22 protein-coding genes and 1 pseudogene are annotated in these 21234 nt (G+C 71.0%); 3 read left to right on the plus strand and 20 right to left on the minus strand.

Features of this window, described 5'->3' with window-relative positions; all coding sequences use genetic code 11:
- The first annotated feature begins 47 nt into the window (after positions 1-47).
- On the plus strand, positions 48-524 hold the full coding sequence (locus tag ACYQ77_RS32995) for an SRPBCC family protein (protein ID WP_459718295.1): 477 nt from the start codon (positions 48-50) through the stop codon (positions 522-524).
- Positions 525-528: 4 nt separating this feature from the next.
- On the opposite strand, the gene ACYQ77_RS33000 is transcribed toward ACYQ77_RS32995, so the two are convergent.
- The 6 genes and pseudogenes from ACYQ77_RS33000 to rlmN all read right to left on the minus strand — a co-directional run bounded on the left by ACYQ77_RS33000 (position 529) and on the right by rlmN (position 5717).
- Positions 529-1494, minus strand: a complete 966-nt coding sequence (locus ACYQ77_RS33000) for a LacI family DNA-binding transcriptional regulator (protein ID WP_459718298.1) — start codon at positions 1492-1494, stop codon at positions 529-531.
- A 9-nt stretch (positions 1495-1503) separates the two neighbouring features.
- Positions 1504-2829, minus strand: coding sequence for an amidohydrolase family protein (locus tag ACYQ77_RS33005; RefSeq protein WP_459718300.1), 1326 nt, complete (start codon positions 2827-2829; stop codon positions 1504-1506).
- Complete coding sequence (locus tag ACYQ77_RS33010; protein ID WP_459718303.1) at positions 2829-3875, minus strand: NAD(P)/FAD-dependent oxidoreductase; 1047 nt, start codon at positions 3873-3875, stop codon at positions 2829-2831. The genes ACYQ77_RS33005 and ACYQ77_RS33010 overlap by 1 nt, the downstream gene beginning before the upstream one ends.
- A gap of 159 nt (positions 3876-4034) precedes the next feature.
- A complete protein-coding gene (locus ACYQ77_RS33015) occupies positions 4035-4331 on the minus strand; it encodes a PIN domain-containing protein (protein ID WP_459718306.1) in 297 nt (98 codons plus the stop codon).
- Between the two features lie 177 nt (positions 4332-4508).
- Positions 4509-4607, minus strand: a pseudogene (locus ACYQ77_RS33020) (FitA-like ribbon-helix-helix domain-containing protein); the annotation flags it as partial.
- 6 nt (positions 4608-4613) lie between these two features.
- Positions 4614-5717, minus strand: a complete 1104-nt coding sequence (gene rlmN / locus ACYQ77_RS33025) for a dual-specificity RNA methyltransferase RlmN (RefSeq protein ID WP_459718308.1) — start codon at positions 5715-5717, stop codon at positions 4614-4616.
- Positions 5718-5856: 139 nt separating this feature from the next.
- On the opposite strand from rlmN, the gene ACYQ77_RS33030 reads away from it, so the two are divergent.
- Positions 5857-6588 (plus strand): PadR family transcriptional regulator, encoded by a 732-nt coding sequence (locus tag ACYQ77_RS33030; protein WP_459718311.1) that lies wholly within the window; start codon positions 5857-5859, stop codon positions 6586-6588.
- Here ACYQ77_RS33030 and ACYQ77_RS33035 read toward each other — a convergent pair whose 3' ends face one another.
- The 6 genes from ACYQ77_RS33035 to rpsB all read right to left on the minus strand — a co-directional run bounded on the left by ACYQ77_RS33035 (position 6589) and on the right by rpsB (position 11381).
- Complete coding sequence (locus tag ACYQ77_RS33035) at positions 6589-7341, minus strand: class I SAM-dependent methyltransferase (RefSeq protein WP_459718313.1); 753 nt, start codon at positions 7339-7341, stop codon at positions 6589-6591.
- A gap of 21 nt (positions 7342-7362) precedes the next feature.
- Positions 7363-8259 (minus strand): phosphatidate cytidylyltransferase, encoded by an 897-nt coding sequence (locus tag ACYQ77_RS33040; RefSeq protein WP_459718316.1) that lies wholly within the window; start codon positions 8257-8259, stop codon positions 7363-7365.
- Positions 8260-8274: 15 nt separating this feature from the next.
- On the minus strand, positions 8275-8832 hold the full coding sequence (frr, locus tag ACYQ77_RS33045; RefSeq protein WP_459718318.1) for a ribosome recycling factor: 558 nt from the start codon (positions 8830-8832) through the stop codon (positions 8275-8277).
- Between the two features lie 33 nt (positions 8833-8865).
- The gene (gene pyrH, locus ACYQ77_RS33050; protein ID WP_459718320.1) at positions 8866-9588 is read right to left on the minus strand and encodes a UMP kinase; all 723 of its coding nucleotides are present in this window, start codon (positions 9586-9588) and stop codon (positions 8866-8868) included.
- 96 nt (positions 9589-9684) lie between these two features.
- Positions 9685-10500 (minus strand): translation elongation factor Ts, encoded by an 816-nt coding sequence (gene tsf / locus ACYQ77_RS33055; RefSeq protein WP_459718323.1) that lies wholly within the window; start codon positions 10498-10500, stop codon positions 9685-9687.
- 35 nt (positions 10501-10535) lie between these two features.
- A complete protein-coding gene (gene rpsB / locus ACYQ77_RS33060; protein WP_459718325.1) occupies positions 10536-11381 on the minus strand; it encodes a 30S ribosomal protein S2 in 846 nt (281 codons plus the stop codon).
- 355 nt (positions 11382-11736) lie between these two features.
- On the opposite strand from rpsB, the gene ACYQ77_RS33065 reads away from it, so the two are divergent.
- On the plus strand, positions 11737-12210 hold the full coding sequence (locus tag ACYQ77_RS33065; RefSeq protein ID WP_459718328.1) for a murein hydrolase activator EnvC family protein: 474 nt from the start codon (positions 11737-11739) through the stop codon (positions 12208-12210).
- A gap of 913 nt (positions 12211-13123) precedes the next feature.
- Here the strand turns inward: ACYQ77_RS33065 and ACYQ77_RS33070 are convergent.
- From ACYQ77_RS33070 to lepB, 8 genes are all read right to left on the minus strand, one after another.
- Positions 13124-14017 (minus strand): FliA/WhiG family RNA polymerase sigma factor, encoded by an 894-nt coding sequence (locus tag ACYQ77_RS33070; protein WP_459718549.1) that lies wholly within the window; start codon positions 14015-14017, stop codon positions 13124-13126.
- Positions 14018-14579: 562 nt separating this feature from the next.
- Complete coding sequence (locus ACYQ77_RS33075; protein ID WP_459718552.1) at positions 14580-15509, minus strand: tyrosine recombinase XerC; 930 nt, start codon at positions 15507-15509, stop codon at positions 14580-14582.
- Positions 15510-15629: 120 nt separating this feature from the next.
- A complete protein-coding gene (dprA, locus tag ACYQ77_RS33080; RefSeq protein ID WP_459718330.1) occupies positions 15630-16871 on the minus strand; it encodes a DNA-processing protein DprA in 1242 nt (413 codons plus the stop codon).
- Between the two features lie 187 nt (positions 16872-17058).
- Positions 17059-18573, minus strand: coding sequence for a YifB family Mg chelatase-like AAA ATPase (locus tag ACYQ77_RS33085; RefSeq protein WP_459718332.1), 1515 nt, complete (start codon positions 18571-18573; stop codon positions 17059-17061).
- Entirely contained in the window at positions 18573-18953 is a 381-nt protein-coding gene (locus ACYQ77_RS33090) for a YraN family protein (RefSeq protein ID WP_459718335.1), read from the minus strand. The genes ACYQ77_RS33085 and ACYQ77_RS33090 overlap by 1 nt, the downstream gene beginning before the upstream one ends.
- 126 nt (positions 18954-19079) lie before the next feature.
- Positions 19080-19403, minus strand: a complete 324-nt coding sequence (locus ACYQ77_RS33095; RefSeq protein WP_396108268.1) for a DUF2469 domain-containing protein — start codon at positions 19401-19403, stop codon at positions 19080-19082.
- Positions 19400-20182 carry a ribonuclease HII gene (locus ACYQ77_RS33100; protein WP_459718555.1) on the minus strand — a complete coding sequence of 261 codons (783 nt, stop codon included), beginning with the start codon at positions 20180-20182 and terminating at the stop codon, positions 19400-19402. The genes ACYQ77_RS33095 and ACYQ77_RS33100 overlap by 4 nt, the downstream gene beginning before the upstream one ends.
- A gap of 29 nt (positions 20183-20211) precedes the next feature.
- On the minus strand, positions 20212-21126 hold the full coding sequence (gene lepB / locus ACYQ77_RS33105; protein WP_459718337.1) for a signal peptidase I: 915 nt from the start codon (positions 21124-21126) through the stop codon (positions 20212-20214).
- Between the last annotated feature and the right edge of the window lie 108 nt (positions 21127-21234).

The following is a 21234-nucleotide window of genomic DNA, read 5'->3' on the forward strand; positions in this document are numbered from 1 at the left end:
CTGGCTACCGTGCGGTGAGGGTTTCCCCGCGCCGCAACGGAGATGTCGTGATCATCAAGCCGAAGTACCGGATGTACCTCTCGACCGTGGTCGACGCCGCTCCGGACGCCGTCTGGGCGGAGGCCCGCGACGCCCTCAACCTGGTGAAGATCCTCTTCGGCGGCACGGTGGACGGCATGACCTGGGTCGACGGCGGCTCGCCGGACCTGGTGCCGTCGCGGTACGAGTTCCGGATGCCGCTCAACGGGTGCCTCGTGCAGCAGGAGGTCGCCGGGCGCAACGAGGTGGACCGCGCCCTCACCTGCCGCACCACCGCACCGGTGCTGTGCCTCTACGACTACGTCGCCACCTACCGCGTCCTGCCGGTGACCAACGACGCCGGCCGCAGCTTCCTGGAGTTCACCCGGGAGTTCAAGGTCACCGACGACGCGGAGCCCGCGGTCGTCGAGTCGCTGGTGAGCATGATGGAGAACCAGATCAGCGTGGCGCGCGACTACTTCGCCACCCCCGACCAGCGGGCCTGACCGCCTACACCTCGCCGCAGGACGTGCGCGGCACCAGCGTCGGCGCGAAGACGCGATGCACGGGCTCGCCGGGGGCCTCGACCACCAGTTCCGCCGCCTGCCTGCCCATCTCGTACGACGGCTGCGCCACCACCGTGATCCCGAGCGCGGCCGACCACGTGAACTCGTCCATGGTCAGGAAGGCGACGTCGTCGGGGATCGTCAGGCCCGCGGCGGCAACGGCCGTGTAGGCCGCGACCGTCAGCCTGCCCGTGAGGCACACGACGGCGTCCAGCCGCCGCTCCCCCAGCATCGCCGTCACGGCGGGCCCCACCTCGTCCGCCGTCGCCGCGTCGACGACCACCGGCGCGGGCAGGCCGGCGTCCGCGAGGCCCGCACTCAGCCCCGCTCTGCGCCCGACCTGCGACGGCCGCTGCCCGGACCCCACCACGCCGACCGACGACCGGCCGCACGCGACGAGGTGTTCGGCCATCATCCGGCCCGCCGCTACGTTGTCGAGGCTCACCGCGTGCAGGCCGGCCACCGCACGCGCGACGACCACGCACGGCGTGCCGTTCGCGAACATGCCGCGGGCGCGGCTGTCGGTCGTCTCGCCGGTGGTGACGATCAGCCCGCGCACCCGCTGTTCGTCCATCGTGCGCACGTGCGCGGCCTCGCGGTCGGCGCTGCGGTAGGTGTTGGCGAACATGACGAGGCTGCCGTTGTCGCCGGCCACCTCCTCGATGCCGCGCATGAGGTCGAGGTAGAACGGGCTGTCGAGGTCCCGGATCACCACGCCGATCGTGGTGGAGCGACCGGAGAAGATGCTCTTCGTCAACGCGTTGGGCGTGTACTCGAGCGTGGTGACCGCCTCCCACACCCGCGCGGCGGTGTCCTCCTTCACCGCGCCGCCGTTGAGCACCCGCGACACCGTCGCCACGGACACGCCCGCGGCACTGGCCACGTCGCCGATCGTCGTTCGCTTGCCCATGTTCTCCTCTCAGGCGCGCCTGCCGTCGCGGACCACGACCCGGCCGCCGATCATGACGACCCCGACGCGGTCGAGCCGCCCCGGGTCGGTCACCACGAGGTCGGCGACCGCGCCCGGCACGATACGGCCCCGGCCGGGCGCCACGCCGGGGATGGCGGCCGCGACGTTCTCCGTTGCCATCGCGATCGCGGCCGGGAGCGTGACGACCCCCGCCTTGGTGGCGTGGTCGATCGCCAGCAGGATCGGGTCGTGGTGCCCGCCGGCGTAGTCGGTCGAGATGGTGTCCACCAGACCGGCCTCGAACATCGCGTACAGCAGCTCCGGCCCGGTGGTCAGCCGCCTGGCGCCGAAGGTGTCCAAAGTGGACACGTCGACGGTCGCGCCGAGCTCCTTCAGCCGTGCCGCGTGCGCGAGCGCCTCGCGCGGCTCGAAGCTGGAGTGGTTGGAGTGCCCGGCGATCAGCCGCACGTCGGTCTCGGCGATACCGGCGACCTGGGTCATCGACGCGGCCGCGTTGTGCACCAGCACCGGCACGTCCGCGGCACGGGCGGCGCCGGCGGCCTCGGCGAGCCCGGACAACGCGATGTCGAACGCGGGCAGGATGATGCCGGCGACGATCTCCCTGGCGTCCTCGACCGACAGCTTCCCGGCCAGCCCGGCCGCGTCGAGGGCCTCCTCGACGGCGTCCCGGTCGAACGCGGCGGCGGAGATGTGCCTGCCCAGCACCGCGACCTTCAGCGCGTTCGCCTGCCGGGCGGTGATCGTCACGCCAGTCCGCCGCGCCACCTCGGCGGGGATGTACATGTAGCTCGCGCCGCCACCACCGAGGGTGTGGCCCGCGCCGATCTCCCCGAGCGCGACCGCGCCCGCGCGGACCGCCCGCTGCGCGGTGAACTCCCGGTTCTCGTCGGTCAGGCCGCTGCCGTCGGCGATGGTCGCGGCCGCAAGGCACGCGGGCGTGTTGCAGGACGCGAGCTTGACGGTGACCGGGTGCGCCTCGTTGGTGCGCGCGAGCGCGTCCGCGGTGACGAAGCCGTCCACGCACAGGACGGTCGTCGTGCCTTCCAGGAGGTGCCGGTCGAGGTTCGCGAGCACCTGCTCGTGCGGCAAACCTTCGTGCCCGCTGGGGAAGAGCGGCCCGAAAGCGGTTCCGTGCGTGTGGTTGTTGATGAGCCCGGGGATGACGAGCTTGCCGGTGGCGTCGACGAGTTCGGCGGTGCCGTACTCCTCGGCGGGCCGGGTCGGCACGACCGCGCGGATCGTGCCACCGGTGACGACGATGTCGACGCCGCCGCGGTCGACGAGGTCGCCGCCGTGCAGGACCGTGGTGTCCATCAGAACCTCTCGAACCGGAAGGGCGCCAGCACGTCGGTCACGTCCGCGCCCATGACCTCGGCCGCGACGAGGTCACCGGCGTGCAGGCACAACGTCGCGCCGCTGTGCGACACCGCGAAGTGGAAGTTGGACACGGCCTCGGCACGCCCGAGCACCGGCAACCCGTCGCCTGGGATGGGCCGCTCCCCCACCCGCACGCTCTCCACGGTCCCCGCGCCCACACCCGGGTACAGCTCGCGGGCGGCGTCGAACACCGCGTCGGCGGCGGCCTCGTCGTGGCCGTGGAGCAGCAACCGGCCTGCGCCGTCGGGCCGGACGTGCACGCGGGGCGCGTGCACCACCCGCGACACGGCCACCGCGACAGGGGACGTGCAGACGAGCGTGCCCGACGTGTTGCGCATGGGCAGCGAGAGCCCGGCCAGTGCGGCGATGTCGGCGGCACGCGGCCCCGCGCAGTTCACGACGGCGTCGGCGGCGAGCCGCTGCCCCGACGCGAGCAGCACGGCACGCACCCGGTCCCCGGCCACGTCGAGCCCGGTGACGGCGTCACCCCGCACCACGTCGGCGCCCGCGAGCAGGAAGGCGATCATGCGGACGGGTTCGAGCCAGCCCTCCCGCGGGAAGTAGGCGATCCCGTCGGCGGGCACCAGGGCCGGATCGAGGTCCGGTTCGAGGCGCAGCGCCTCGGTCTTCGTGAGCCAGCGCGCCTCGTAGCCGTAGCCGAGGACGCGGTCGACCTTCTCCCGCAGCCGCGCGAGTTCCGCGTCGTCGTCGGTCCACTCCAGGTTGCCGCCCTCGTGGTACCAGTCGCTGCGCGGGGTCGCGGCGGCCAGCTCCCGGTGCGCGGCCATGCCCGCCACGTTCAGGTCGTGGTAGGCACGCGGTTGCTTCCCGCAGGAGTTGAGCCACGAGAACGTCGCACCGGACGTGCCCGCACCCGGCGCGCCGGCGTCCACGATGGTGACGCGGGCGCCCCGCCGCCGCAGCGCGGCACTCACCGCCGCGCCGTACACACCGGCACCGATGACCACTACGTGCTCGACCATGGTTCCCCTGCTCTTCCTGGTCGGCGGCGGGATGACGCAGGACACACCGATCACGTCGTGACGACCATCGGATGTAACTAGTTACAGTAACTAGTTACATACTCAAGCACGCGGCCACCAGCCGGGTCAACATGGACAGTGGAGCGGAGTGCTGCAGGCTCACGATCCCGCGTCCCACGGGTCGTGCAACGTGACGCCGGTGTCGGCGAAGTCCTCGACGTTTCGCGTGACCAGCTGCGCGTCGTGACGACGACAGATCGCGGCAATCTGCGCCTCGGCCATGCTGATCGGCTTCCCCTGCCGCTCCCTCAGGGCAACGATGTCGGCGTAGTGCGCAGCCGCATGAACCCCGAAGGGCAGGATCCGGTCCTGGAACTCCTCGGCGAGAAGTTCAGCGACCGTTGATGAACACGTCGTCAACCGGACAACGGTCAAGCCACGCGACAACACGGTCATCCGGAGCCTGGCGCGTCAGTGCCGAGATGACGTTGGTGTCCAGAACGATCACTCGGGGAACTCCGCCGTCCGAGCACGCTCGACCCGCGCCGGCGACTCGATCGTCAACTCCTCGGAGCCGGCGAACCGCCTGCGAATGCGCGTCCCCATACGCGGACGGGACTCAGGCCTGGTCAACGCGGCTCGGAGGATCGCCCGCACCTCTGCTTCCATCGAGCGACCGTGTTCGGCGGCGCGAACACGCAGCACGGCCTTCAGATCGTCGTCCGGCAACACGAAGGGTCAGCCCTCCGCGGCGAGCTGGCCGCAGGCGGCGGCGATCTCCTGACCTCGCGTGTCGCGCACGGTGCAGGCGACCCCACCCTCGTTGACCCGCCGCACGAACTCGCGCTCGACCGCCTTCGGCGACGCGTCCCACTTCGAGCCCGGCGTCGGGTTGAGCGGGATGACATTCACGTGCACGTACTGCGCGAGGTGCTTGCGCAACCGCTTCGCGAGCAGGTCCGCACGCCACGGCTGGTCGTTCACGTCGCGGATCAGCGCGTACTCGATCGACACGCGGCGACCGGAGGTGTCCGCGTAGTAGCGCGCCGCCTCGAGGACCTCGTCCACCGACCACCGGGTGTTCACCGGCACGAGGGTGTCGCGGAGTTCGTCGTCCGGGGTGTGCAGGGACACCGCGAGCCGGACCTGCATCTTCTCGTCCGCGAGCTTGCGGATCGCGGGGGCGAGGCCGACGGTCGACACGGTCACCGAGCGCTGTGAGATGCCGAGGCCGGACGGTGCGGGCTCGGTGATCCTCCGCACGGCCGCGACGACGCGCTTGTAGTTGGCGAGCGGCTCGCCCATGCCCATGAACACGATGTTCGACAACCGGCCGGGCCCGCCCAGCTCACCGTCGCGCATGGCGGCGGCCGCGGCGCGGACCTGGTCGACGATCTCCGCGGTCGACAGGTTGCGCATCAGGCCGCCCTGGCCGGTGGCGCAGAACGGGCACGCCATCCCGCAGCCGGCCTGGCTGGACACGCACAGCGTCGTCCGGTCCGGGTACCGCATGAGGACGCTCTCCAGCAGCGTGCCGTCGTGCGCGCGCCACAGCGTCTTGCGGGTGGTGCCGTCGTCGCAGCTGACGTGCCGGACGACGGTCAGCAGCGGTGGCAGCAGGGCGTCGGTGAGCTGCGTGCGAGAGGCCGCGGGGATGTCGGTCATCGCGGCGGGGTCGGCGGTCAGGCGGCCGAAGTAGTGGTTCGACAGCTGGTTCGCGCGGAACGGCTTCTCCCCCAGCTCGGCGACGGCGGCACGCCGCTCCTCGGTGTCGAGGTCGGCGAGGTGACGGGGTGGCAGGCCGCGCTTGGGAGCGTCGAAGACCAGAGGCAATGCGGTCATAACCACTCCAGTGTCCCACGGCTGTCGAACTGCCCTGGTCAGAGGCCGGTTTCCCACCGAACGTTGCATCGCGATAGTTTCCGATATATCGTGAACCTATCGCGATAACACGCGATACATCCACAGGGAGGAACCAACCATGCGACACCAACAACACTTCAGGGGCGACCCAGGCGTCTTCGGCGACCCGAGGACCCACTTCCACCCGGCGGAGGCCCGCGGCGGCGTGCCCTTCCCGCCGTTCCCGCCCCAACCACCGGGTGGGCCCGGCGGCCCCTTCGGCCCCGGCTTCGGCGGCTTCCCGGGTTTCCCCGGGTTCCCCGGCGCCGAGCGGCTGCGGCGTGGCCGCGGCGGCCGCGGTCACGACCGGCACGGCAGGGGTCGCCGGTCCCGCCGCGGCGACGTCCGCGCCGCGATCCTCGCGCTGCTCCTCGAGCGGCCCATGCACGGCTACGAGATGATCCAGGAGATCAAGGAGCGCAGCGGCGACCTCTGGCGGCCCAGCCCCGGTTCGGTCTACCCGACGCTCCAGCTCCTCGCCGACGAGGGCCTGATCAACGACGAGGGCCAGGGCTCCCGCCGCCTGTACGCGCTCACCGAGGAGGGCCGCACCGCCGCGGCGGCGATCGAGACCCCGCCGTGGGAGGAGATCGCGCGCGACGCCGACCCCAGGGACGTCAACCTGCGGGACGCGATCGGCCAGCTCATGGGCGCGACCATGCAGGTCGTCCAGGCCGCGAGCGACGAGCAGAAGAAGCGGGCCGTCGAGGTGCTCAACAACGCCAGGCGCGAGCTGTACGCGATCCTGGGCGAGGCTCCGGCGGCCGACGACGACGAGACCGACGAGACCGACGAGTCCGACGAGGACTAGCTAGATGATCAGCCCGGTCGGCTTGCGCCTGGCCAGCACTCGGTAGCCGACCGGGAACTCGAGCCCGGGCACGTCCCGGGCCGCCCGGTCCGCCACGCGTGACGAGAACTCGATCCGCAGCACGGACTCCAGGCTCGCCCGGTCCGCGAAACGCCACCGCGTCTCGACGGTCCGCCGGTCGAACCCCATCCGTTCGAAGAACCGGTCGACCTCGACCGGGTCGTAGTCCGGCAGGTCGGCGCGCATCCAGTCACCGTAGGGCCGGTGCCGCACGTCGAGGTCGACGATCACCAGCACGCCGCCGGGGCGGAGCACGCGCTCCGCCTCGGCGAGCCCCTGTTCGCAGCCGGGGCCGAAGAAGTACGCGGTCCGCGCGTGGGCGACGTCGACGCTCGCGTCCGGCAGCGGCAACCGCTGCGCCGACCCGGTCAGCACCTCCACCGTGGGTAGCAGCGTCACCCGGTCCTTCGCCAGCCGCACCAGCGGCTCGTGCGGTTCCACGCCGACGACGTGCCGGGCGGTCGACGCGAAGCGCGGCAGGTGGAAGCCGGAGCCGCAGCCGATGTCCAGCACGTCGCGGTCGCGCCAGTCGGCGACCGTCGCCAGGACGCGCCAGATGTCGTCGTGGACGTCCTGTGCCCGGTTCTCCACCTCGTAGACGTCGGGCCAGTGCCAGATGTTCGGGCTCGGCAACGTCTCGGCGCCGCGGCGCACCGCGGCGAGGCGCTCACGGGCGCGCGACACCAGTCCCACACCGTCCAGCAATACCACCGGTCAGCCGGTGATGAACAGGCGCAGCAGCAACCAGGACACCACCGCGGACGGCAACAGCGAGTCGAGCCGGTCCATCAGCCCGCCGTGGCCGGGCAGCAGGTCGCCCATGTCCTTGATCCCCAGGTCCCGCTTGATCAGCGACTCCACCAGGTCGCCGACGGTGGCCGTGCACACGATCGCGGCGCCGAACACCGCGCCCTGCCACCACTGGCCGTCCAGCAGGAACATCACGGCGAGCGTCCCCGCGAGGGTGCCGACGACCATCGAACCCGCGAAGCCCTCCCAGGACTTCTTCGGGCTGATCGTCGGCGCCATCGGGTGCCTGCCGAGCTTCGCGCCGGTCGTGTAGCCGCCGACGTCGTTGCACACCACCACGATCAGGAAGCTCAGCACCCGCGCCACGCCGTCCTCGGCGACGACGAGCATCGCCGCGAACGACGCGAACAGCGGCACGTACGCGGCGGTCAGGATCGACGAGCTGACGTCCCGCACGTAGTTGTCCGCGCCACCGCGGAACCGCCACACCAGGCAGGCGAGGATGGTCACGACGAACGCCGCGAGCAACCCGTTGCGGCCGAAGGGCCACGACAGCCAGACCATCGCCTGGCCGCCGATGAGCACCGGCCACAGCGTGACGCGGATGTCCGCACCACGTTTCAGCGCACCCGCCAGCTCGTAGGTGCCCATGGCGACCGCGACCGCGACGATCCCGACGAAGATCTGCCGCACGGTCAGCAACGACACCAGCACGGCGCCGCCGAGCAGCACGCCGACGGCGATCGCGGCAGGCAGGTTTCGCCCGGCCTTCTTGGCAGGTGCGGGTGCCGGCTCGGCCGCGTCGCCGGTCGTCACACGGTTCTCCTCGACGGGTCCTGACCCGGTGGGTGCGCTGATCATGTCCATGTACCGGGCTCAGACCTCGAGCAGTTCGGCTTCCTTGTGCTTCACGAGCTCGTCGACCTGGCCGACGTACTTGTCGGTGAGGTGCTGCAGTTCCTTCTCGGCGCGCGTGACCTCGTCCTCGCCCGCCTCACCGTCCTTGACGATGCGGTGCAGCTCCTCGTTCGCCTTGCGGCGGACGTTGCGGATGGCGACCTTGGCGTCCTCGCCCTTGGACTTGGCCACCTTCACCATCTCCTTGCGGCGCTCCTCCGTCAGCTGGGGGATCACCACGCGGATCAGGGCGCCGTCGTTGGTCGGGTTGACCCCCAGGTCGGAGTCGCGGATCGCCTTCTCGATGGCGCCGAGCTGGCTGACGTCGTAGGGCTTGATCACCGCCATCCGCGCCTCCGGGACGTTGACGCCGGCGAGCTGGTTGAGCGGGGTCGGGGCGCCGTAGTAGTCGACGACGATGCGGGAGAACATGCCGGAGCTGGCGCGGCCCGTGCGCACGGAGGCGAGTTCCTCCTTGGCGTGCGACACCGCCCTCTCCATCTTCTCCTCGGCGTCGAAGAGTGTTTCGTCGATCAAAGCCTGCTCCTGTTTCTCATCAGCTCCGCGCGGTCAGGGAGTACTGACCACGGTCCCGATCCTCTCACCACGCACCGCACGGGCGATGTTCCCCTCGGTGAGCAGATTGAACACGATGATCGGCATGTTGTTGTCCATGCACAGGCTGAACGCGGTGGCGTCCGCGACCGCGAGACCCTGTTCGAGCACCTCGCGGTGGGTGATGTGCTCGTACATCTTGGCGTCGGGGTCGGTCTTCGGGTCGGCGGTGTAGACGCCGTCGACCGCCTTGGCCATCAGCACGACCTCGCAGCCGATCTCCAGCGCGCGCTGGGCGGCCGCGGTGTCGGTGGAGAAGTACGGCATGCCGACGCCGCCCGCGAAGATCACCACGCGGCCCTTCTCCAGGTGCCGCTCGGCACGGCGGGGGATGTAGGGCTCGGCGACCTGGCCCATCGTGATGGCGGTCTGCACGCGGGTGTCGATACCGAGCTTCTCCAGGAAGTCCTGCAGTGCCAGGCAGTTCATGACGGTGCCCAGCATCGCCATGTAGTCGGCGCGGTCGCGGTCCATGCCGCGCTGGGACAGCTCGGCGCCGCGGAAGAAGTTGCCACCGCCGATCACCACCGAGACCTGGACGCCCTCGCGGACCACGTCCGCGATCTGGCGGGCGACCGTCTGCACCACGTCGGGATCGACACCGACCTCGCCGCCACCGAACATCTCGCCGCCCAGCTTGAGCAGCACTCTGCGGAATCCGTGTCGGGTCAGTTCCATGTGTCTCCCCTCAGTGGTCGGTCTTCCTACAGGCGAATGCCCCGCCCTCAGTGCTGCATCGAGGGCGGGGCACCGCCTGGGGTCCAGGCTCGCGGATCAGGACTGGCCGATCTCGAAGCGGGCGAACCGGGTGACCGTCACGCCCGCCGCGTCGAGGAGGGCCTTCACGGTCTTCTTGGAGTCCTGCACCGAGGCCTGCTCGTTGAGCACGACGTCCTTGTAGAAGCCGTTGATCCGGCCCTCGACGATCTTGGGCAGGGCCGCCTCCGGCTTGCCCTCCTCGCGCGAGGTCTCCTCGGCGATGCGGCGCTCGTTGGCCACGACGTCCTCGGGCACCTCGTCACGGGTGACGTAGCGCGGCTTCATCGCGGCGACCTGCATGGCGGCGCCGCGAGCGGCCTCCGCGTCGTCACCGGTGTACTCGACGACGACGCCGACGGTCGGCGGCAGGTCGGGGTCGCGACGGTGCAGGTACGTGGTGACCTGGCCCTCGAACACCGCGACCCGGCGCAGCTCCAGCTTCTCACCGATCTTGGCGGACAGCTCCTGCACGGCGTCGGCGACGGTCTTGCCGTCGAGGTCGGCCTTGAGGAGGGTGTCCAGGTCGGCGGGGCGGGTGGCCTTCGCGGCGGCGACGATGCTGTCGGCGAGACCGGTGAAGTCGGCGTTCTTGGCGACGAAGTCGGTCTCGCAGTTCAGCTCGATCATCACGCCACCGTCGGCCGCGACCAGGCCGTTGGCGGTGGTGCGCTCGGCACGCTTGCCGACGTCCTTCGCACCCTTGATGCGCAGGAACTCGACAGCCTTGTCGAAGTCGCCGTCGGACTCGTCGAGGGCCTTCTTGCAGGCCATCATGCCGGCGCCGGTGAGCTCACGGAGCCGCTTGAGGTCGGCCGTGGTGTAGTTAGCCATTGTGGCTCTGTCCATCCTTCTTTCGGGTAGGTCGCTTACTCGGAGGCGGCAGGCTTCTCCGCCGCGGCGGCGTCACCGCCACCGGCGGGAGCGTTCTGGCCGACGAGGAGCTCCTGCTCCCACTCCGGGAGCGGCTCGTCCGAGACGCCCGGCTGCGGCTTCTCCTCGCCGTCCGGCACACCGTTGCGGACACCCGAGCGGGCCATCAGGCCGGCGGCAGCGGCCTCGGCGACGACCTTCGTGAGCAGCGCGGCCGAGCGGATCGCGTCGTCGTTGCCCGGGATCGGGTAGTCGACCTCGTCGGGGTCGCAGTTGGTGTCGAGGATCGCGACGACCGGGATGTTCAGCTTGCGCGCCTCGCCGACGGCGATGTGCTCCTTCTTCGTGTCCACGATCCACACGGCCGAGGGGACCTTCGCCATGTCGCGGATACCGCCGAGGGTCCGCTCCAGCTTGTCCTTCTCGCGGGTGAGCATCAGGATCTCCTTCTTGGTGAGACCCTGGAAGCCGCCCGTCTGCTCCATCGACTCGAGCTCCTTGAGGCGCTGGAGACGCTTGTGGACGGTGGAGAAGTTGGTCAGCATGCCGCCGAGCCAGCGCTGGTTCACGAAGGGCATGCCCACGCGGAGCGCCTCGTTCGCGATCGCTTCCTGCGCCTGCTTCTTCGTGCCCACGAACAGGATCGAACCGCCGTGCGCGACGGTCTCCTTGATGAACTCGTAGGCGCGGTCGATGTACGACAGCGTCTGCTGCAGGTCGATGATGTAGATGCCGTTGCGCTCGGTGAAGATGTAGCGCTTCATCTTCGGGTTCCAGCGGCGGGTCTGGTGCCCGAAGTGCACGCCGGAGTCGAGCAGCTGCTTCATGGTGACGACGGCCATGGCCTGGTTCGCACCTTCTTCTTCTCTTGCGCGCCGGGGTGTGGTGCCGGCGCGGTGTCGGTTGCCGCGGAGAGGCGTTTTGCCGTCCGCCCTGGTGCCGGTGCCGGCAGCCGGACCCTCGACTCTGTTGGCACGTCGTCTCGGGACCGCCGGATGCCGCTGCCGCGAGGCAAGCGCACTGGCACGCGAAGTCGACCCGCGTTGCCACGAGCCGCGAGAGCAGTGTACGCGGTCCACCCGACGGCCGCCGACACCGGCTACCCGCTTACCGGCCAGTTGTCCACAGCCCACCCGGTTGTCCACAGACCGGCCCTCTCACCCCCCTCCCGCCCGTTCTCCCGTGCATCGTTGACCCATGCCCGCTCTCCTGCTCGTCCTCGCCCTCCTCAGCCCCTCCACCAGCGACTTCCCCGCCCGTTTCGGGTGGCCGCTGGCCCCTCCGCACACGGTGGTCCGGCCCTTCGTGCCGCCCACCACCCCGTACGGCCCCGGCCACCGCGGCGTCGACCTGGCGGGCACGCCGGGCGACCCGGTGTCGGCGGCGGGTGATGGTGTCGTCGTCTACGCGGGGCCACTGGCCGGGCGGAGCCTCGTGTCGATCAGCCACGCCAACGGCCTGCGCACCACGTACGAGCCCGTCACTCCGTCGGTCACTGTCGGGACGAGGGTCAGCCGGGGGACGGTCATCGGGCGCTTGGCAGGGGGTCATGTGGGCTGTGAGGCGGCGGCCTGCCTGCACTGGGGCACCCGCCGCGGGGACGAGTACCTCGATCCGCTCGCTCTCCTGACTTCTGGCCGAGTGCGCCTCCTCCCCTGGGACGGCGAGTGAGCGATGGGTGCCTGACCTGCAGCGGAGCGGTTGAGCGAGAGGTGGCGGATCACGGATGGTGGTTGCCGAGGGAGCAGCGCTGGCAGCCAGACGGCGACCGCCGCAGGCACCGACCAAGGGCAGCGCAACCGACCAAGGGGCGGGCGCGGGCGCAGCCGACCAAGGGCGGGCGCAGCCGACGAAGGCGCTCGCACCTCCGAGGTGGCGGTCACCGGAGGCGCTGTTGTTCGCCTCAGGCGATGGCGGCCACCGGAGGTGGCGGCACCGTCGAAGTGGTGCCCGACCAAGGCGGTAGCCGCCGCAGGCGACGGCACCGTCAGAGGTGCTGCCCCAACAAGCCGGTAGCCCGGCGGCGACGCCGCCGCCTCCGGCGGCGTCATCAGAGGTGGTCCCCGACCAAGGCGGCAGCCGCCGCAGGTTGCACCCGCGGGGCGGCGGCATCATCAGTTGGTGCCCGAACAAGGCGGCAGCCGCCGAAGGTGGCGACGTCGGCGGAGGTGTCGGCACCATCAGAGGCGGTAACCGAACAAGACGCAGTCGCCGACGGTGGCAGCACCACCGAAAGTGGGAGCACCGCCGAAGGTGGCAGCACCGGCGGAAGTAGCAGCACCACCGGAAGTAGCAGCACCACCGGAAGTAGCAGCACCACCGGAAGTAGCAGCACCACCGGAAGTAGCAGCACTGCCGAAGGTGGCAGCACCGGCGGAGGTGGATAGGCGCTGCTGGGGGCGACACCTGTCGAAGCAGTGGTCGCCGCCTCAGGCCATCTCGGTCGCCGCCGGTGGTGCCGGTCGGCGTCGGGGCCGCCGTCGTTGTGGGCCGTCGTGGTCGTTCGTGGCGGGGTGGCTTGGTGGGTGGTCCGCCTGGGTGGGCGACGGCGCGGGGCGCGTGTGCCGGTGGGCCGGTGTCCCGGTTACGCCTCGGTCTTTTCCAGCAGTTTTGCTCGCAGGCGGAGGACCGCGCGGGTGTGGAGCTGGCACACGCGGGACTCCGTCACTCCCAGGACGCGGCCGATCTCCGCCAGGGTGAGGTTCTCGAAGTAGTACAGGGTGACCACCACCCGGTCGCGTTCCGCCAGGTGGGCGATGGCCTGCGCGAGCTGGCGGCGGTTGTCCTGGTCGACCAGCAGCGCGACCGGGTCCAGTGCCTCCTGGTCCTCGAGGATGTCGGCCAGCGGGGTCGAGCCGCGGCCCGCGGCGGCTAGTTCGTCCAGCGCTACGACGCTGGTCAGCTGCAGCTGTGCGTAGACGTCCCGCAGTTCGTGCAGGGACAGGCCCAGCTCGTCGGCCAGTTCGGCGTCGGTTGGTGTGCGGCGTAGCTGTGCGCCCAGGCGTTCCAGTGCACGTTCCACCTCGCGGGCGCGGCCGCGCACCGAGCGGGGTACCCAGTCCTGGGCGCGGAGGTCGTCGAGGATGGCGCCGCGGATGCGTTGCATCGCGTACGTCTCGAACTTCAGGCCGCGCTCCGGCTCGAACTTCTCGATCGCGTCGACCAGGCCGAAGATGCCCGACTGGATGAGGTCCGCGACCTCCACGTGTGCGGGCAGGCCGGTGCCGACCCGGCCGGCCACGTACTTCACGAGCGGTGCGTAGTGCAGCACGAGCCGGTCCCGGAGCCGCTGTTCGCGGCGCTCGCCGAACTGCCGCCACAGCGCGACGATGCCCGCCTCGACGTCGTCGAACGTGCGCTGGTCGCCGGGCAGCACCCCGGCCGTCTCGCCGAAGCCGAAGGTGACCGAGTGGCCGTTGGCCTCGACCAGGTCCGGCCGTGACGTGCCGTTCACCGCGGCACCCCGAGAAGGAGGCAGCACATCCACCACGGCGCGTGCCGCGGCTCCCACGTCACCAGCGCCTCCCCCGGGCACCTGCACACCGCCGATCCCGTCCCCGCCCCCGGAGACGAGCCGCTCACCAGCCCCGTCACCTCCACGCACGTCGTCCACGACCGCCCCGCCCCGCGATTCCCCTGCGCGGGCCCGGGCGGATCCAGTGTCAGGCACGTCCTGCTCCCCGGCAGCCTCGCCGGCGTTCTCCTCGACGTGCGTGCCGTTCGGCGGGGCACCGGCCGAGCCGTTCGTGCCGGGCTTCGTGCTGGTGGCGGCGCCGTTGACGCGGGCACCCGGACTCGGGACCCGGGTGCCGTTGCGGTGGGTGCCGTTCGTGCCGCCGTCGTGGTGGGCGCCGTTCGACCTGCCGTTGCGGTGGGCCGCGTCATGTTCCGTGGTCGGCCTCGGCCGGACGTCGCTCTGGACACGCGGTCCCGGGGTGCGCGGGCCCTCCGCAACGACTGTGCGCACGCCGCTGCTCCGCGCGTCGTCGACCTGCGCCCTGCTGCCGGGCGCCGACGACGTCCGCAAACCTTCCCCTGGCTCATCGGGAACGGGGGTGGGTTCGGTCATGGATTGCCTTCAGCCGTTCGACGGTCACATGGGTGTAAAGCTGCGTTGTTGCGAGCGTAGCGTGACCAAGTAGCTCCTGGACGCTACGAAGATCAGCACCACCTTCGAGCAAATGTGTCGCAGCAGAGTGACGCAGACCATGCGGTCCCATGACGGGAACACCCGGAATTGCGTTCAACGCCTCGTGCACGATACGTCGAACGCTGGCCGGTTGGAACCGACCGCCGCGTGCGCCCAGTAACAACGCGGACGGTGACGACGGCCTCGCGAGCGCGGGCCTGCCGTGCCGCAGCCACTCGCCGACCGCCTGCGCGGCGGGTTCGCCGAACGGCACGGTGCGCTCCTTGCCACCCTTCCCGAGCACCACGACCAGGTGTTTTTCGAGGTCGACGTCGTCGACGTCCAGCCCGCACAGCTCGGAGACGCGGATGCCCGTCGCGTACAGCAACTCCAGCAGCGCGTGATCACGGAGAGCGATCGCGTCCTGCTCCGCGGCGCCCGTCCGCGACGCCTCCATGACCTCGCCCGCCTGGTCCTGCCGCAGTACCGACGGCAGCTTCCGGTGCGGCCGCGGGGAGGCGAGCCGGGCCCCGGGGTCGTCGGGCAGGTGCCCGCGCCGGTGCGCCCACGCGGTGAACGTCCGCGCACTGGCCGACCGCCGCGCCATGGTCGTGCGGCTCACCCCGGCGGTCCGCTGGGCGGCGAGCCACGCGCGCAGCGCGGTGAGGTCCAGCGCCGCGACGCCCCTCCCCTGGCTCCGGTCGATGCTGCGGACGCCCCCGACCGTGGGCAGGCCGTGCAGGAACCCGAGCAGCGAGACGACGTCCGCGAGGTAGGCGCGGACCGTGTGCGCGGACAGGCCGCGTTCCAGCCCGAGGTGCCGCTCGTAGTCGGCGACCATCTCGCCGACGGCCGGGGGCAGTTCCTCCCGGCTCCGGTGCAGGTCGACCCGCGCGCGTGACTCGGACACCCATTTCACGCTGCGGCATCGCGTCGGTGCGGTCAAGTACCGCCACGCAGGTCAGTCGTGCGGATCACCTCCCTTCACCGTGCGCCAGCCCTCGTCGCCGCCCACGACGTGGCCGGTGACCTCCAGTTCGTGCAGCAGCGCGCAAACCCGGTCGAGCGGGACACCCGAGTCGACCGCGACCTGCTCGGCGTTCTTGGGCTCCGCCCGGCTGAGCGCGTCGTGGACGCGCAGTGCCTGTTCGCTGAGCCCGTCGGTGTCGCGTCTGCGTTCCGGGCGCGCGGCACCGAGGTTCTGGCCGACGGGCCCGACCGCCTCGATCACCTCCGCGACCGACCCGGCGACCACGGCGCCACCCGTCCGCAGCAGGTCGTGGCAGCCGACGGACATCGCCGAGGTGATCGGTCCGGGCACCGCCATCACGACCTTGCCGAGAGCGGCCGCCGTCGTCGCCGTGTTGCGGGCGCCGCTGCGGACACCGGCCTCGACGACGACCGTCGCCGACGACAGGGCCGCGATGAGCCGGTTCCGGACCAGGAAGCGGTGCCGGGCGGCCGTGACACCGGGCGCGTACTCGCTCACGACGAGCCCGACCTCGGCGATCCCGTCGATCAGCCTGGTGTGCCCGGCTGGGTAGGCGATGTCGATCCCACAGCCGAGCACCGCCACGGTCGGTCCGCCGGCCGCGATCGCGCCGCGGTGCGCGGCGGCGTCGATCCCGTAGGCCGCGCCGGACACCACCGTCATCCCGGCCTGGGCGAGCTGGTAGCCGAGTTCGGCCGCGACGTTCTCGCCGTAGGGGGTGGAGCTCCGCGCCCCGACGACCGAGGCCGCGCGGTCGAACAGGCTCGCGACCTGGGCGGCGCCCCGCACCCACAACCCGAGGGGCTGCCCGGAGCCGCGCAGCCCGCGGTCGGTGGGCGCTGCGAGGCTCAGGAGCTGGAACGCGGGCCAGTCCGGGTCCTCGGGCACCAGGAGACGTCCGCCCACCTTCTCCGCGGTGGCGAGGTCAGCCGCGGCGAGGTCGAGCTCCCGACGGGCCTCGGTCTCGTGCAGGACGGCGTCGGGCGCGGCACCCCGGCGCACCCGGTCGGCCGCTTCGACCGGCCCGACGATGTCGACGAACGCGTGCAATGCGAACGCGGGCGGTTCGGCGACCCGCATGAGGTACGCCCTGGCGAGCACGACCTCCTCGCCTGCCGGGGCGGTCATGCCGCTCTCCGCGGGCTGGCGGCGGCCGAGGCGGCGCAGCAGCAGTCCGGGCCCGTCGTGCCAGGGCCGGGTGGTGGTAGCCACGGGTGCGTCGAGCGAAGACACAGGCGCGGGCAGAGGCTGGGCGTGGTGCTGGGCCGCTGCGGTTGGCCGTTGTTCGGGATGCGCATCAGGAGGGTCCTTTCCGAGCGGTGTTCAAGGGGTGGGCTTCATCGCGACGACTGCACGGCAGGCAGCGCCGGTGGGGTGCAGGTCGGGCACTTGTGCCTGGTCAGGCGGCCCTGGGGGTGCGGAGGTTCATCGCTTTCTCCACGTGGTCGGGCTGGGGTGCGTCGACGCCGGCGAGGTCGGCGAGGGTCCACGACACCCGCAGACACCGGTCCGCGCCACGGGCGGTCACCGCGCCCAGGTTGAGCTGGTGGTCGAGCAGCGCCGTGGCCTTTCTGGACAGGCCGAACTCACGCCGGAGGATCGGGCCGGGTGCCTCGGCGTTCGTGCGCCAGCCGTACTTCTGCCACCGTTCCGCCGCGCGGGCCCGCGCCTCGTGGACACGAGCGCGTACGACGGCGGTCGACTCGGGTCGTGTCATGTCCGAGCGGGACAGCGCGGTGATCGGGCGCATGTGAACACGCAGGTCCACCCGGTCCAGCAGGGGACCGGAGAGCTTGGACATGTACCGGCGTTTGACGTGCGGGCTGCAGACGCAGTCGAACTCGCGCGCGGGAGCGCACGGACACGGGTTCGTCGCCAGCACGAGCTGGAACCGCGCCGGGTAGCGCACCACGCCGTCCCGCCGGGCGATGCGGATCTCGCCCTCCTCCATCGCCGTGCGCAAGGACTCCAGCCGGTCCGGGGAGAACTCGCACGCCTCGTCCAGCAGCAGCACGCCGTGGTGCGCGGCGCTGACCGCGCCGGGTTTCGCCAGACCGACGCCGCCGCCGACGAGGGCGGGTACCGAGCACGAGTGGTGCGGCGCGATGAACGGCGGTGTGGTGATCAACGGCGACTCGGGGGACAACAGGCCTGCGATCGAGTGGACCGTGGTGACCTCCAGCGCCTGCTCGTGCGTGAGCGCCGGCAGCAGCCCGGGAAGCCGGCGCGCGAGCATCGTCTTCCCGGTGCCGGGTGGTCCGATCAGCAAGAGGTGGTGGCCGCCCGCCGCGGCGACCTCCAGCGCCGACCGTGCTTCGGGCTGGCCGAGCACGTCCACCAGGTCCGGCATCTCCTCCGGTGGCGCCGGCGGGTGCGGCACCGCCGTCCTGAGGACGTCGGGTTCCCCTCGGAGCCAGCTGAGGACCTCGGTCAGGTGCTCGGCTCCGAGCACCTCCAGCTCGGTCACCAGCGCGGCTTCCGGCAGTGTCTGGACCGGCACGATCGCCCGGCGGATGTCGGCGCGGCGTGCGGCGATCAACGCGGGCAGCACGCCGCGCACCGGCCGGATCCGCCCGTCCAGGGCCAGCTCGCCGAGGAGCACCGTCCGGGCGAGCCGCTCCGGCGGCTCCACCCCCGCCGCCACCAGCACCACGCAGGCGAGCGCCACGTCGTAGCTGGAACCACCCTTCGGCAGGGCTGCCGGGGAGAGGGCGAGCGTGACCAGTTCGTCGGGCCACTTGCGCTGGCTGTTGCGGACGGCTGCCCGTACGCGTTCCTTCGCCTCGTTCAACGAGGCGTCCGGGAGGCCGACGATCTGGGTTCTCGGGCGGCCGCCGCCGATGTCGGCCTCGATCTCGACGAGGACGCCGTCGACGCCGAACAGGCCCACCGACCATGCTCTTGCCAGGGGCATCAGACGACGCCCCTCAGGTGGCTGACCTTCGGGGTCTCCCCCGCGGGCCAGAGGATCGACACGATGTCGTAGCGCGTCGGGACGTGCGGTACACCGTGGTCGGCGCGCCATCGCCGGGTCAGCCTGCGTATCCGGGCCGCCTTGGCGTCGTCCACCGCTTCCGCGGGTGGGCCGTAGTTGTCCGTGGTCCTGGTCTTGACCTCGCAGACCACGAGCGTGCTGCCGTCGGTCAGGACCAGGTCCAGCTCGCCCTCTGGGCAGCGCCAGTTCTTGGACAGGACCGTCAGGCCCTGTTCCTCCAGGTAGCGGGCCGCCAGGGTCTCGCCACGCTCGCCCGTTCGCAGATGTGCGGGCCTCGGGTGCGTCGTCTCAGTCGCCATGCCACGACCTTGCCCCGCCCGCACGGGCACGGCCACGAGCCAGTGATCAACTGTGGACAACTGGTCGGGCTGTGGACAACTCCGCTGTTCGCGGACCTCGACGACCGATTTTGTCGGTGGGGTGTGCTATGAGCCGAAGGGGCCCTCTTCGGGCAGGCGGAGCTCCGGCTTGTCCAGTTCCTCGACGTTGACGTCCTTGAACGTGATGACCCGGACGTTCTTCACGAACCGGGTGGGCCGGTACATGTCCCAGACCCAGGCGTCGGACATCCGGACCTCGAAGTACACCTCGCCGTCGGAGTCCCGCACCTGCACGTCGACACCATTGGCCAGGTAGAACCGCCGCTCGGTCTCCACCACGTACGAGAACTGCGCGACGATGTCGCGGTACTCCCGGTAGAGCTGCAGCTCCATCTCGGTCTCGTACTTCTCGAGGTCTTCCGCACTCATGCGGTTTCGCGCTCCTCCTGGTCGACGGGCGTCGGCGCCTGGCCCGGCAAACTCCCGACCTGACCATTCTGGACCACGGCGGCCGCGGCCACACTCAAGGCCACCGGGTGTGGCGCTCGCAGGCCGTGCGCGAGGCCCGCCGACGCCACGTTCACGAACGACCACCGGTGCGCACGGCTGGGTCCGTGGACCGTCAGTGCGGCACTATGAGAGCCCGTGCAGTAGCCCTTGTGCTCGTCGAAGCCGTACTGCGGGAACTCCTCGTGCAGGTCAGCCATCATGCGGTCCCTGGTGACCTTCGCCAGCACAGACGCGGCCGCGACGCAAGCCACGGCCTGGTCACCCTTGATGACCGGCATCGACGGCGCGGTCAGGCCGGGCACGCGGAAGCCGTCCACCAGCACGTATCCCGGGTGGTTGTGCAGCCGGGCGATCGCCCTGCGCATGCCCTCGATGTTGCAGACGTGCACGCCCTTGAGGTCGACCTCCTCGACCGGGATGACCACGATCGCGTAGTCGAGGGCACGCCGGACCACCTGGTCGTACATCTTCTCGCGGGCCGCGGCCGTCATGAGCTTCGAGTCCGTCAGGCCTTCGAGCCGCGCGGAATCACCCGGTCGGAGGACACACGAGGCCACGACCAGCGGGCCCGCGCACGCGCCCCTGCCGGCCTCGTCGACCCCGGCGACCGGGCCGAGCCCGCGCCGGTCGAGCGCCGACTGCAGCGCCCAGTTGCCCGACTCGCGGCGCAGCACTGGACGCGGCGGGCCGGGTTCCAGCCACCCCGGACGCACCCGTCGGGCCACTGTCACTTGCGAACTCCAGTAGATCTGATCGCCCTGCGGACCCGCTTGCCGAGCCACACGGTCGGGAACGCGGCCGCGAAACCCAGGCCGAGCGGCACGAACGGCATCGCGGCGTTCGTCACCGCGCTCTGCGGGTTGTGGTCGCCGACGCCGCGCCAGCGCGACGGCGGCAGCACGATGTAACGCGCCTTGCCGATGACATTGTCCACCGGCACGAGGCCGTTCTTGCCACCGCCACCCTGGTAGCGCGAGTCGCTCGAGTTGTTGCGGTTGTCGCCCATCACCCAGAGCATGCCGTCGGGCACCGTGATCGGCGAGAACGTCTCCTGGGTGTTGTCGCCGGGCAGCCAGTGGATGTACGGCTCGTCGAGCGGCTTGCCGTCGACCAGGACGCGGTTCTGCTCGTCGCAGCACTCGACAGTCTGCCCGCCCACCGCGATGATCCGCTTCACCACGTCGTCCTCGTTGGGGGACGCGAGCCCGAACGCGGCGCCGACGTCCTGCAGCCACGACACGAAGCCGTTGCTGGACCGGTTGGAGGAGAACTCCGACTGGTTCCACGTGCTGGGGCGCTCGAACACCACGACCTCGCCCGGCTCCGGGTCACCGAAGCGGTAGACGAGCTTGTCGACCAGCACCCGGTCGCCGTAGCAGCCGGTGCAGCCGTGCAGCGTCTCCTCCATCGACGGGGACGGGATCACGAACACCCGCGCGAGGAACGTCTGGATGAACAGGGTGAGCAGCAGCGCGACCCCGATCAGGATCGGGAGTTCCTTCCAGAACGAGCGCGGCTTCTTGTTCTTGCCCTTGGCTTTTCTGCCCGACGTGGTGGGGTCGCCGGGTTTGTCCTGATCAGCCGGGGCATCCCCCTCGTCCTCGTTGTCCCTGCTGTCTCCGGAGCGTGCGACGTCGACCACTAGAGCAGGGTACCGGTGCCCGGGCTGGCGGCTGCGGAGCGCATGCGGGGGTGTTGTCTGCCTGGCTGTGGCTGGGGATGTTGTTGATCGGGTATGGGGTTTCTGGGT

This window comes from Actinophytocola sp. KF-1 (genome assembly GCF_054661535.1).